Origin of the sequence: Streptomyces sp. NPDC048182 (assembly GCF_043202555.1) — a bacterium.
Lineage (GTDB): Bacteria > Actinomycetota > Actinomycetes > Streptomycetales > Streptomycetaceae > Streptomyces.
Genome location: NZ_JBIDAQ010000002.1, coordinates 185,277 through 197,766 on the forward strand (window position 1 = coordinate 185,277; position 12,490 = coordinate 197,766).

The following is a 12,490-nucleotide window of genomic DNA, read 5'->3' on the forward strand; positions in this document are numbered from 1 at the left end:
CCCACCGGACCAGACAGGAGCACTCCGATGGACATCCGCGTCACCCTCGACGGCCAAGAGGTCGAGGCGGCCCCGAACGACAGCCCCGCCGCCCGCGACCTGGCCTCCCTGCTCCCGCTCACCCCGGACCCGGAGGACTTCCACGGGACCGAGCGCATCGCCGACCCTCGCAGGAAGCTGACCACCGACAACGCGCCCGAGCCGCAGGCGCCGGCGGCGCGGTCTTCGCCGCGCTCACCCCGCTGCCCCTGATCGCCCTCGCGCTGCGCGGCACCACCGGCCACTCCCGGATCGTTCTGTGCACCTTGTTGGGAGCCACCGGTATGAACCCCACCTACGACTTCACCGGCCGGGTCGCCTTCGTCACCGGCGCATCCTCCGGCATGGGCCTGGCCACCGCCCGCGCCTTCGCCGAAGCAGGCGCTGCCGTCGCCCTCGCCGACATCGACGAGGACGCCGTCAACGCCGCCACCAAGCAGCTCACCGACGACGGCCACCAAGCCCTCGCGCTGGTCTGCGACGTCACCGACGAGGACCAGGTCGCCGCCGCCCTCGACCGCACCGTGGAAGCCTTCGGACGCCTCGACATGGCCTACAACAACGCCGGGATCATGCCCCCGCCCACCGACGCCGCCGACGAGAGCGCGGAGCAGTTCGACCGCGTCCAGGACATCAACCTGCGCGGCATCTGGGCGAGCGTGAAGCACGAACTGCGCCACATGCGCGCCCAGCGCAGCGGCGCGATCGTCAACTGCTCCTCGCTCGGCGGCCTCGTCGGCAACCCCGGCCGCGCCGCCTACCACGCCTCCAAGCACGGCGTGATCGGCCTGACCAAGAGCGCCGCCCTCGAATACGGCTCCCGCGGGGTACGGATCAACGCGGTGTGCCCCGGCACGATCAGCACCCCGATGGTCGACGCCATGATCGAAGGCGGCGAACTCGACCGCTCCCAGGCCGAAGGCGGCCAGGCCATCGACCGACTCGGCACCGCCGACGAGATCGCCCAGGCCGTCCTGTGGCTGTGCAGCGACGGCGCCGGCTACGTCACCGGCATCGCCCTGCCCGTCGACGGCGGCTACACCGCTCAGTGACCACTCCATGGACCAGCGAACGCGCAGCCTGTACGCGACCTGCCGGGACAGGTCTCGGCGTCTCAGGGCCGCTGCTACGGCTGCTGCGGTCGCCGTCGGGATCCCCTCGTTCGGGGCGGTCATCTTCCTCCGAGTGCGCATGTACGCCCACCCGCGCCGGCACGTCACGCCGGTCCATCAGGAGGAATTCCGCGCATGCCCCGACCCACGCACCCGCGTCCGCTTCCGGGCCGCCGGCTGACCGCCCTGGCCTTCGGCGTGGCCGCCGCCGTCGCGGTCACCTCCTGTGACGGTGGTGGCGCGGGCCGGGGGAAGTCCGCCGACGCGTCCGCCAAGACCACCGAGGCCCCCGCGGGCCTCCTCACGGAGCAGGCCGCCGCGAAGGTCGTGGACACCTACCAGCGGGTCAACAACCGGGCGAACGCCGGGCGGGACGTGGTCACCGACGAGTTCCAGGGGCAGGCGCTCGCCGTGCTGGATCCGAAGGGCAAGCCGCGGGTGACGGCCGTCGAGTACCGGATGGTGGACTCCCACTGAGGTGGAGTGGCCGTCGCGAACGGCAGCGCCGCGTACGCGGCCGGACGGGCGGGCAGCGGCGGGGGCGCGCGGCCGGGTCACGGTTCAGGCGGCTTTGCGGGTGGGGCGGGGGCGGAGGAAGGCGGCTGCCAGGGTGACGCCGAGGAGGACCAGTGCCGCGTTCACCGCGATCGCCGTCCGTATGCCCTCGTGGATCGCCGACGGCGTCGCCGCTCCCGACGTCGTCGCCGTCACGATCGCCGACATGATCGGGGTGCCCATGGTGATGCCGACCTGCTGGGACATGGAGGCCAGGCCGGTGGCGAGGCCCTGTTCGCGGTCGGGGAGGCCGGTGGTGGCCGTGATCATGAAGCCGACGATGACCAGCATGTTGCCGATGCCGCCGAAGAACGTGGCGGGCAGGAGCAGGGCGAGGGACGGGCCGGTCGTCGTGGAGAGGAAGAGCAGGGCCGCCGTGAAGCCGGCCTGGATCGTGCCGCCGGCCACCAGGACGGTCAGGGTCGAGGTCCGGGCCACCAGCCTCGGGGCGAGCAGCCCGCCCGCCACCGTGCCGATGCCCAGGACGCCGAAGGAGACGCCGGCCTCGAGCGGGGTGAAGCCGAGGGTCTTCTGGAGGTACAGGGTGAGCAGGTAGACCAGCGACGTCTCCGTGACGAAGGCCAGCAGGCCGAGGACGTTGCCCACGCCACGTTGGAGCGGGCCAGCGTGGGGAGGGGGACCAGGGGTTCGGCGACCTTGCGCTCGACGGCGAAGAAGGCGGCCAGGAACAGGACGCCGGCCGCCAGGCCCAGCAGCGCGTGCGGGTGCGTCCAGCCGTACTCGCCGGCCTGGGTCAGGCCGTAGACCAGGCCGAGCATGCCGAGGGTGACGGTGAGCGCGCCGGGCAGGTCGAGGCGGGGGCGGTCGGCCGGGGCGGACTCCCTGATGACGGCCGGGGCGATCAGGACGACGGCGAGCGCGACCGGCACGTTGATGAAGAACGCCCAGCGCCAGGAGAGCAGGTCGGTCAGGACGCCGCCGAGGATCGCGCCGGTCGTGAAGCCGGCCGACATCAGCGCGCCGTTGATGCCGAGGGCCTTCTGGCGCAGCGGGCCCTCCGGGAAGGAGGTCGTCAGCAGGGAGAGGCCGGCCGGGGTGGCCGCCGCCGTCGCGAGGCCCTGGGCGACGCGGGCGGCGAGCAGCACCTCGGGGCTGGTGGCCAGGCCGCCGGCCAGGGAGGCCAGGCCCAGCAGGGCGAGGCTGCCGATGAAGATCCTCTTGCGGCCGATCAGGTCGCCGATGCGGCCGAAGAAGAGGGTGAAGCCGGCGGCGGAGAGCGCGAACGCGGTGGCGATCCACTGGAGGTTCGCCAGGGAGAAGCCCAGCCCCTCGCCGATGGCCGGCAGCGCGACGTTCAGGATCGAGAAGTCGACGGCCAGCATGAACTGGGCCACGAGGAGGACGGCGAGGACGAGTCTCGTGCGGCCGGCGGGGAGTGCGCCCTCGTGTGCGCCCTCGGGTGCGTCTTCGGGTGAGCCGGAGGCGGCCGCTTGCGGGTGAGCCGGGCGCGGTCGGCGGTTCCGGGTGGGTGTGGACATGAGCCCTCCAGCGAGTCGTTAACGGGTCTTGCGTTCCGTTACGAGGAAGCTAGCACGATCGGGCGACGTAAGGGAACCGTGGTTCCGATAAGGTGGGAGCAACGCCGCCCGACAGGAGCCGCCCATGTCCGACACCCCCGCCCCCGACATCCCTGACACCCCCGCCCCCGGCACCCGGCGCCCCGGCGGTCGCACCGCCCGGGTCCGGGAGGCCGTCCTCCAGGTCGCCGGTGACGCCCTCGCCGAGGGCGGCTTCGAGCTGCTCGACCTCGCCGAGGTCGCCCGGCTCGCCGGCGTCGGCAAGACCACCGTCTACCGGCGCTGGGGCAGCCCGGGCGTGCTCGCCGCCGACCTGCTGGCGGACATGGCCGAGCAGTCGCTGCCCCGCGCCGACACCGGGTCGCTGGAGGGGGACCTGCGCGCGAACGCCCGGCTCGTCGTCAGGACGCTCACCGACCCCCGCCAGGGGCGCCTCTTCAAGGCCCTCATCGCCGCCTCGCTCTGCAACGAGCAGGCCGCCGAGGCCCTGCACCGCTTCTACGCCGTCCGCGTCGAGGAGTGGGCGGGGTGCGTGCGGGACGCCGTCGCCCGCGGGGAGGTGCCGGAGCGCACCGACGCCCACGACGTCGTCGCCGCCGTCTCCGCGCCGCTCTACTACGCGCTGCTCAACACCGGCCGCGCCCTCACCGACGCCGACGCCGACCGGGCCGCCGACGCGGCGGGAACGGCCGCGCGGGCCGGGGTGTGGGTGCGCTAGCTTTCGGTGCCGGCTCCCGAACCATCCCGGGATCGGCTCTCGAACCCTCCCGGAAGGACCCGCCAGTGATCATCTTCGGCACCAAGGGCTACCTCTACCAGCTCGCGATACTCACCCTCGTGTGCGGCCAGTGCGGCAACCCCTCCGCGCACACGCTCCGCAAGCGCGTCACGAAGTTCTCCCTGTTCTTCGTGCCGCTGTTCCCGATCCACATCAAGTACACGACGCAGTGCACCTTCTGCGGCATCGAGCACAAGGTGCCCAAGGAGCAGGCCGACCAGCTCCTGGCGATGGCCGCGAACGGCGGCCCGGGCGCCCCCGCCCCCCAGCCCGGTCAGGGCGGCTACGGCCACCCCCAGCCGCCGCAGCAGCAGCCCTACCAGTGACCGACGCGACACTGAGGGCCTACCTCGACGGCTACGCCGAGACCCTGGCCGCCGTCGCCGACACCGGACGGCGGCTGACCCGGGACGAGTTGGCCCACCGGCGGGCCCTCGGTGAGCAGGCCGCCGAGGACGGGCACCCGCTGCGCGCCCTCGTACGGCTCCACCTGGACGCCACGCGCACCTCCTGGCCCTGCGGCCCCGGCACCCGCTCCGGCACCCGGGCCCGCGCCGCCGACGACGTGCTCGCCGCCGTCGCCCAGGCCGTGGACGCCTTCGCCGAGGGCTTCGAGCGCGCCCAGCGGGTCGCCGTACGGCAGGAGGAGGCGGCCCGGCGGGAGTTCATCGACGACCTGCTCTACGGGCGCAGCGACCTCGGGCGGCTCGCCGAACGGGCCGTGCGCTTCGGGCTCGTGCTCTCCCACAGCCACGCCGTGGCGGTGGCCGAGGGGCCCGAGGCGTACGGCGACACCGCCTCGGCGACCCGGCAGGTGGAGGCGGCGCTCGTCGCCCGCTTCGACGGCCGCCGCGTCCTGATCGTCACCAAGAACGGGCGGATCGTCTGCATCGCCCCCGGCGACCAGGCCGAGGTGCTCACCGTCTTCGCCAAGCAGGCGTACGTCGCGATGGACGGCGGCCGGGTGGCGCTCGGGCGTCCACGGGGCGGCGCGGGCGGGGTGGTGCACAGCTACGAGGAGGCCCTGAACGCCCTCGAACTCGCCGACCGCCTGGAGTTGGCGGGCCCCGTGGTGCGCGCCGCCGACCTGCTGGTCTACCCGGTGCTCACCCGCGACCGGGAGGCGATGGCCGACCTCGTGCTGAGCACCCTCGGCCCGCTGCGCTCCGCCCGCGGCGGCGCGGGCCCGCTGCTGCGCACCCTGGAGGCGTACTTCGACGCCAACTGCACCGCCGCGGAGGCCGCCCGGCGCCTGTCGCTCAGCGTGCGGGCGCTGACCTACCGCCTCGAGCGCATCCACCAGCTGACCGGGTCCGACCCCGCCGACCCCGTGCACCGCTACGCGCTGCAGACCGCCGTCATCGGGGCGCGACTCCTCGACTGGCCCGCGCGGGAGATCTGAGCGGGCCGGTCCGGCGGGGCCCTCCGTGCGAGCCGGTCGGGCGGGGCCCTCCGTGCGGGCCGGCCCCCGGTGGGGCTTCCGTCAGCCCGCGATCTCCACCTTGCCGTCGTCCCGACCCGCGACCGTGGAGCCGTTCGCCGCCGCGCCGCCCCGCGCCGTCACGTCCTTCAGCAGTGCCGCCAGGTCGATGCCCGTGGTGGCGCCGAGCAGTTCCATGCCCTGGGCCACGTTGTCGGCGACCGTGCGGGAGAGGCGGCTCGCGCCGTCCGTCGAGATGACCGTCATCTTGTCCACCGCCGCCAGCGGCTCCGCCGCCTTCGCGACCACCTGCGGCAGCACCTCCACCAGCATCTGGAGCACCGCCGCCTCGCCGTACTGCCCGAAGGCGTCGGCCTTCTGCCGCATCGCGCCGGCCTCGGCCGCGCCCTTGGCGGTGATCGACGCCGCGTCGGCCTCGCCCTCCAGGCGCACCGCCTCGGCGATCGCCGCGCGCCGGGAACGCTCGGCCTCGCCCTGCTTCAGGCCCTCGACGGCCTCCGCCTCGGCCAGCGCGCTGCGCCGCTGCTTCTCGCCCTCACCGGTGAGCCGGGCCCGCTCGGACTCGGCCTGCGCCGCCGCGATCTCGTAGGCCCGCTCGGCCTCGGCCTGCTTCACGCGGGCCACCCGGCGGGCCTCCGCCTCCTGTTCGGCGGCGTAGCGCTTGGCGTCGGCCGGCTTGCGGACCTCGGTGTCGAGCTGGCGGTCCTTCAGCGCGGCCTGGCGCTCGGCGACCTTCTCCTGCTCGGCGAGGATGTCCTGCTGACGCGCGGCCTGGGCGAGCGGGCCCGCCGCGTCGGCCCGGGCCGACGCCTGGTCGGTCTCGGCCTTGATCTCGGCCTGGCGCAGGTACAGGGTCCGCTGGGCGACCGCGATCTCCTCCTCGGCCTTCAGCCGGGCCTGCTCGGCGGCCCGCCGCGCCACCGCCTCCGCGATGTCGGCCTCCTGCCGGGCCCGGGCCGCCTCGGGACGGCCGAGGTCCTCCAGGTAGGAGCCCTCGGTGGTGATGTCCTGGATCTGGAAGGCGTCGAGGACCAGGCCCTGCCCGGACAGGCTGGCCTCCGCCTCCTCGGCGACCTGCCCGGCGAACGCCGCCCGGTCGCGGATGACGTCCTCCACGGACATCCGGCCGACGATCGCGCGCAGGGCGCCGGAGAGCACCTCCTGGGTGAAGCCGACGATGCCGTCCTGCTGCATCAGGAACCGCTGCGCCGCCGCCCGGATCGCGTCCTCGGTGCCGCCGACCTTGACGATGGCGACGCCGTCCAAATTCGCCTTCACGCCGCGCAGCGTGACCGCGCCGCGCACGGCGACCGGGATGTGCCGGGAGGACAGGTCGAGGGTGAAGCGCTGCTGCACGAACGGCACGACGAAGACGCCGCCGCCGACCACGACCTTCTGGCCGCTGTTGTCGGTGAAGACCCGGCCGGTCTCCGGGTCGGTGGACCGCTTGCCGCGGCGGCCGGTGACGATGAACGCCTCGCTGGGCCCGGCCACCTTGTAGCGGCTGACGACCACCAGCGCGAGCAGCACCAGGAGTACGACGACTCCCAGCACCGCGATGACGACAGGACTCATGGCAATGCCCCCGTTCGAGAGGTTCGCGGATGTTTCAGGAGATCCGGTCCACCGGGCGGACCACGACCGACGTGCCGGTCGGCACCGCCTCCACCCACACCTCGGCGCCCCGCGGCACCGGCCGCTCGCTGCGGGCGGCGCACTTCAGCGGCTGGCCGGCGAGCCGGAGCAGCACCTCGCCGTATCCGTCGGCGGGGATGGGGGTGACCACCCTGCCGGAGGTGCCGAGCAGCAGCTCGGCGGTCGGGGTGACGGCGGTCTGGTCGCGCATCAGGGCCCGGCTGAAGCGGTACGTCAGCCAGGCGGCGGCCAGTCCGGCGAGGCCGCCCGTCGCGGCGGCGCCGACCGGGCCGGTCCAGCCGGTGCCGAGCGCGATGGCGCCGGTGAACCCGGTCATCGCCGTGAACCCGGCCACCACGGGCAGCGACAGCCACCCCTCCAGGACCCCGTCCAGCACGCCGTCGAACGCCCCGTGCAGGGCGTCGAGCAGACCGCCGAAGACCAGCGACAGGGCGAGCAGCACGACCCCCGTGATGCCCAGGCCGAGAAACCAGGCCATGCGTGCCTCCCCCCTCTCACCCCGTCGCCGGGCTTCGGTGCGACGCAGCGTCACATGGGCGGCGTGGGTGTGTCATTGCCGGGTTCCGGCAATCTTTACGCGCCCTTGATGCCTGCGGGAACCGCGCCCGCCCCGGGGACGTTCCTCTCCACCGTGGGGAGCCTTCCGAACCAGAGCGGAGCACCGGGCGGGCCGCCGCCGGGCGACGCGTCCGCGCACATGGTGGTGTGCGGCGACGGCGGCCTCGCGCACCGGCTGGCCGCCGAACTCCGCGGTGTCTACGGCGAACAGGTCACCCTCGTCGTCCCGCCCTCCGCGCGCGGCGTGCGCCGGCCCGTGGTGGGGCGGGCCCGGGCGACCACGGCGGCGCTGCTCGACCGGATGGTCAACGCGGCGGTGAGCCGCACCGGCGGCAACGGGAGCGGCGTTGTCGGCGGCGGGGAGGCCGAGGGCACCGTCCGCCTGCTGGAGACGGCGGGCGAGCCCGCCGAGGAGCTGCTCGCCGAGGCCGGCGTGGACCGGGCGGCCGCGCTCGCCCTCGTCTACGACGACGACGAGACCAACATCCGCGCCGCGCTCACCGCCCGCCGGATCAACCCCCGCCTGCGCCTCGTACTGCGCCTGTACAACCGGCGCCTCGGCCAGCACATCGAGGCCCTGCTCGACCAGACCGCAGCCCTCGCCACCGGCTCCGACGAGGGCCTGGAGACCTCGACGACCGTGCTGTCCGACGCCGACACCGCGGCGCCCGCGCTGGCGGCGACCGCGCTGGTCGGCACCAGCAAGGTCGTGCAGACGGACGGGCTGATGCTGCGCGCCGTGGAGCGCCGGCCACCCGGGCCCGGTGAGGTGGCCGACCCGGGTCTTTTCACGCTGGCGCTGCTCTCCGCGACCAGCAACGACCCGGCCGGCGCGGACGGTTCCGAGGGCAGCGGCGAGCAGGCGCCGCAGCTGCTGCCCGACGCGGCGGCGGTGGCGGCGGCCACCGGGCGCGGCACGGTCGTCCTGGAGCAGGTCTCCTTCGCCGGGCCGCCGCAGCCCGTCGCCCGGGCCGGCGTCCCCACCTTCGCCTCCCTCTTCTCCCGCCGGCTGCGCTGGTCGCTGGCGGGCATCGGCGGCTGCGTGGTCGCGCTCGCGGTGGCGCTGATGCTGGTCACCGGGGATCCCCCGCTGCACGCGACCTATGTGACGCTGCTCGACCTGTTCGCCATCAACGACCCCGCGAGCGACGACGCCTCGGGGCGGCAGATCCTCCAGCTCCTCTCCGGCTTCGTCGGCCTGCTGCTCCTTCCGGTGCTGCTCGCGGCGGTCCTGGAGGCGCTGGGCACCTTCCGCACCGCCTCCGCCGTGCGGAAGCCGCCGCGCGGGCTCGGCGGGCACGTCGTCCTGCTCGGTCTCGGCAAGATCGGCACCCGGGTGCTGACCCGGCTGCGCGAGATGGGCATCCCCGTGGTCTGCGTCGAGAGCGACCCCGAGGCCCGCGGCATCGCGACCGCGCGGCGGCTGCGGGTGCCGGTGGTGCTCGGGGACGTCACGCAGGAGGGCGTCCTGGAGGCCGCCAAGATCCACCGGGCGCACTCCCTGCTCGCCCTCACCAGCGCGGACACCACCAACCTGGAGGCCGTGCTCTACGCCCGCTCCGTCCGGCCCGACCTCCGGGTGGTGCTGCGGCTCTACGACGACGACTTCGCGACCGCCGTCTACCGCACCCTGCGCGCCGCGCACCCCCTCGCCCTCACCCGCAGCCGCAGCGTCTCCCACCTGGCCGCGCCCGCCTTCGCCGGGGCGATGATGGGCCGGCAGATCCTGGGCGCGATCCCGGTCGAGCGGCGGGTGCTGCTGTTCGCGGCCGTGGACGTGGCCGGACACCCGCGCCTGGAGGGCCGCACGGTCGGCGAGGCGTTCCGGCCCGGCGCCTGGCGGGTGCTGGCGCTGGACACCTCGTCCTCCGGCGGAGGCCCGGGCACCGCCCCCGGCGCGGGGCCGCGGCCGTCCGCCCTGGTCTGGGAACTCCCGCCGACCTACGTCCTCGCCCCGGGCGACCGCGTGGTCCTCGCGGCCACCCGCCGCGGCCTGGCCGAACTGCTGGGCCGACGGGGGCGGCGCCGCACGGCGACGCCCTGAGGGGACCTACTCCCCCGGCGGAAGGTGACGGGCAGCGAAGTCCAGTTCCAGGGCGACCTGCTTGATGCGCTCGTCCACCACCAGGGAGCCGTGGCCCGCGTCGTAGCGGTAGACCTCGTGGACGGCGCCGCCGGCCTCCAGGCGCTTCACGTAGTTCTCGACCTGGCGGATCGGGCAGCGCGGGTCGTTGACGCCCGCCGAGATGTACACCGGGGCCTTGACCTGGTCGACGTAGGTCAGCGGGGAGGACGCCTCGAAGCGATCGGGGACCTCCTCGGGGGTGCCGCCGAGGAGGGTGCGGTCGAGGGACTTCAGGCCCTCCATCTCGTCGTGGTAGGCGGTGACGTAGTCCGCGACCGGGACCGCGGCGATGCCCAGGGTCCACGCCTCGGGCTGGGTGCCGATGCCCAGGAGGGTGAGGTAGCCGCCCCAGGAGCCGCCGGTGAGGACCAGGCGGTTCGGGTCGGCCAGGCCGCTGGAGACCGCCCACTCGCGGACCGCCGCGATGTCCTCCAGCTCGATGAGGCCCACCCGGTGCTTGAGGGCGTCGGTCCAGGCGCGGCCGTAGCCCGTGGAGCCGCGGTAGTTGACCCGGACCACCGCGTACCCGTGGTCGACCCAGGCGGCCGGGCCCGCGGCGAAGGAGTCGCTGTCGTGCCAGGTCGGGCCGCCGTGGATGTCGAAGACGGTGGGCAGCGGGCCGCTCGCGCCGGCCGGCTTCTGGACGAGCGCGTGGACACGGCCCCCGGGGCTGTCCACCCACACGTCCTCGACCGGCACCGAGCCCGGCGACCGCATCCCGGGCGGGTCCAGGACGACCCGCCCTGTGGTGGAGCGGACCGCGGACGGCTCGGCCGCCGAGGACCACAGGTACTCCACGCTGCCGTCGGGCCGGGCCGTCGCCCCGGAGACCGTCCCGGGCGGGGTGTCGATCTCCACCAGCTCCCGCTCGGCCAGGTCGTAGCGGAACAGCTCGCTGCGGGCCTCGAAGCCGTGCACGATCAGCAGGCCCGTGCCGTCCGGATACCACTCGGCGCTGACGTCGCCCGGCAGCTCCAGGGCCAGGTCGGTCTGCTCGCCGCTCGCCACGTCCCACACCAGCGGCTCCCAGCGGCCCCGGCGCTGGTGGCCGATGAGCAGCCGGGTGTCGCCGTCGACCGGCGCGAAGCCGAGGACCTCCAGGCCCAGCTCCTCGGTGCCGCCCTTGGTGTCGTCCAGGTCGGCGACGGCCGAGCCGTCGTGCCTGAGGACGCGCAGCGCCGAGTGCATGGCGTCGCCGTGCTCGGTGTGCTCGATGGCGATCAGCGTGCCGTCGTGCGAGAGGTCGCCGACGCCCGCCGACTCGCGGTGCCGGTAGATCTCGGCCGGCGCGGCGCCCGCGAGGGAGAGGTGCAGCGTGGTGCCCTCCTCGTCGGTGGAGCGGCCGATCACCGCCGTACGCCCGTCGCGGCCGAGGGCGAGGCCGGCCGGGTAGGAGGGGGCCAGGCCCGGGACGGCCGGCTCGTCCGCGCCGCCGGTGAAGGGCTGGCGGCGCCAGACGCCGAACTCGTCGCCGTCCTTGTCGTCGAACCACCAGATCCACGCGCCGTCCGGGGAGAGCACGCCGTCGGTCGTGCCGTTGGGACGGTCGGTGACCTGGCGCTGGGTGCCGGTCGAGCGGTCCCACGCGTACAGCTCGTACGTGCCCGTCGCGTTCGACACGAACAGGGAGTGGTCCGGCGCGTCCTCCGCCCAGTCGGGCAGCGACACCCGCGGGGCCCGGAACCGCTTCTCCCAGTCCGGCATCTTCTGGCCGTTGCTCTCAGTCATGGCCCCATAGTGCACGCCCGCCCCGACAGTGCGCGGAAGCGGTCCCCAGCCTGTGGAAAACTCCGCCCCGCGGGCGGGCCGGCCGGGGGCGCACCGTACCGTTGTCGGCGTGTACCGGTTTCTGCTGACACCCCGATGGTGGGGGATCAACGTCTTCGTGATCCTCGCCATCCCCTTCTGCATCTTCATGGGTTCCTGGCAGCTGGGCCGGTTCGAGGACCGGGTGCAGACCCACGAGGACGCGAGCACACGGGCCGCCTCGAATCGCCAGGAGGCGCCCCGGCCGCTGGCCGAGCTGCTCCCCGTCGACCAGGCCACCGTCGGCAAGCGGACCACCGCGCGCGGCCGGTACGACAAGCAGCTGCTCGTCCCCGACCGCACGCTGGACGACCGCACGGGCTTCTACGTCCTGACGCTGCTGCGCACCGACGGCGGCCGGGCCCTGCCCGTCGTCCGGGGCTGGCTGCCCGGCGCGCCCGACCCGGCGAAGGCACCCGCCCCGCCGGCCGGCGAGGTCACCGTCACCGGCTCCCTCCAGGCCGCCGAGACGCCCGGCGAGAACGGCGCCAGCGCCCGCTCCGGCTGGCCCGCCGGGCAGACCGGCGTGATCAGCGCGGCCTCGCTGGTCAACCTGGTGCCGTACGACGTGTACGACGCGTCGGTCACGCTCGACCGGGGCGACGCCGGGATGCGGGCCGTGCCGGTGAGCGAGCCGCAGAACACGGGGCTCGACCTGAAGGCGTTCCAGAACCTCGGCTACACCGCGGAGTGGTTCGCCTTCGTGGGCTTCGTGGTCTTCATGTGGTTCCGGCTGCTGCGCCGCGAGGCGGAACTCGCCCGGGACGCGGAGCTGGGGCTGCTGCCGGCGGACGAGGCGGCGGAGACGGCGGCGGCGGGGGCAGCGGCGGAGAAGGAACCCGCGCGGGAGCCCGCCGGAGCCGCCGACTGAGGGACGGGCCT

11 protein-coding genes and 1 pseudogene are annotated in these 12,490 nt (G+C 74.6%); 8 read left to right on the forward strand and 4 right to left on the reverse strand.

The annotated features are described in order from the left end of the window. Positions 1-27 precede the first annotated feature (27 nt). From ACGFZL_RS03860 to ACGFZL_RS03870, 3 genes are all read left to right on the forward strand, one after another. Positions 28-252: a cyclophilin-like fold protein gene (locus ACGFZL_RS03860; RefSeq protein ID WP_393688966.1), complete on the forward strand. Its 225-nt coding sequence runs from the start codon at positions 28-30 to the stop codon at positions 250-252. 71 nt (positions 253-323) lie between these two features. Further along, a complete protein-coding gene (locus tag ACGFZL_RS03865; RefSeq protein WP_393688968.1) occupies positions 324-1,091 on the forward strand; it encodes an SDR family NAD(P)-dependent oxidoreductase in 768 nt (255 codons plus the stop codon). A 195-nt stretch (positions 1,092-1,286) separates the two neighbouring features. Then, entirely contained in the window at positions 1,287-1,628 is a 342-nt protein-coding gene (locus tag ACGFZL_RS03870; RefSeq protein WP_393688970.1) for a hypothetical protein, read from the forward strand. An 84-nt stretch (positions 1,629-1,712) separates the two neighbouring features. On the opposite strand, the pseudogene ACGFZL_RS03875 reads toward ACGFZL_RS03870, so the two are convergent. Further along, positions 1,713-3,205 (reverse strand): annotated as a pseudogene (locus tag ACGFZL_RS03875) (MFS transporter). A 124-nt stretch (positions 3,206-3,329) separates the two neighbouring features. On the opposite strand from ACGFZL_RS03875, the gene ACGFZL_RS03880 reads away from it, so the two are divergent. From ACGFZL_RS03880 to ACGFZL_RS03890, 3 genes are all read left to right on the forward strand, one after another. After that, positions 3,330-3,962 (forward strand): TetR/AcrR family transcriptional regulator C-terminal ligand-binding domain-containing protein, encoded by a 633-nt coding sequence (locus ACGFZL_RS03880; RefSeq protein ID WP_393688972.1) that lies wholly within the window; start codon positions 3,330-3,332, stop codon positions 3,960-3,962. 65 nt (positions 3,963-4,027) lie between these two features. Next, positions 4,028-4,348: a zinc-ribbon domain-containing protein gene (locus ACGFZL_RS03885; RefSeq protein ID WP_393688974.1), complete on the forward strand. Its 321-nt coding sequence runs from the start codon at positions 4,028-4,030 to the stop codon at positions 4,346-4,348. After that, the gene (locus tag ACGFZL_RS03890) at positions 4,345-5,424 is read left to right on the forward strand and encodes a PucR family transcriptional regulator (RefSeq protein WP_393688976.1); all 1,080 of its coding nucleotides are present in this window, start codon (positions 4,345-4,347) and stop codon (positions 5,422-5,424) included. Before ACGFZL_RS03885 ends, ACGFZL_RS03890 begins: the two co-directional genes overlap by 4 nt. An 81-nt stretch (positions 5,425-5,505) precedes the next feature. On the opposite strand, the gene ACGFZL_RS03895 is transcribed toward ACGFZL_RS03890, so the two are convergent. Continuing rightward, complete coding sequence (locus tag ACGFZL_RS03895) at positions 5,506-7,038, reverse strand: flotillin family protein (protein ID WP_393688978.1); 1,533 nt, start codon at positions 7,036-7,038, stop codon at positions 5,506-5,508. Between the two features lie 34 nt (positions 7,039-7,072). Then, positions 7,073-7,597: a hypothetical protein gene (locus ACGFZL_RS03900; RefSeq protein ID WP_355174761.1), complete on the reverse strand. Its 525-nt coding sequence runs from the start codon at positions 7,595-7,597 to the stop codon at positions 7,073-7,075. Positions 7,598-7,816: 219 nt separating this feature from the next. Between ACGFZL_RS03900 and ACGFZL_RS03905 the strand changes: the two genes are divergently transcribed. After that, positions 7,817-9,721: an NAD-binding protein gene (locus ACGFZL_RS03905; protein ID WP_393689586.1), complete on the forward strand. Its 1,905-nt coding sequence runs from the start codon at positions 7,817-7,819 to the stop codon at positions 9,719-9,721. Between the two features lie 6 nt (positions 9,722-9,727). Here the strand turns inward: ACGFZL_RS03905 and ACGFZL_RS03910 are convergent, their stop codons facing one another. Beyond that, positions 9,728-11,530, reverse strand: a complete 1,803-nt coding sequence (locus ACGFZL_RS03910; protein ID WP_393688981.1) for a S9 family peptidase — start codon at positions 11,528-11,530, stop codon at positions 9,728-9,730. A 109-nt stretch (positions 11,531-11,639) separates the two neighbouring features. On the opposite strand from ACGFZL_RS03910, the gene ACGFZL_RS03915 reads away from it, so the two are divergent. After that, positions 11,640-12,479, forward strand: a complete 840-nt coding sequence (locus ACGFZL_RS03915) for an SURF1 family protein (protein ID WP_393688983.1) — start codon at positions 11,640-11,642, stop codon at positions 12,477-12,479. Positions 12,480-12,490: the final 11 nt, after the last annotated feature.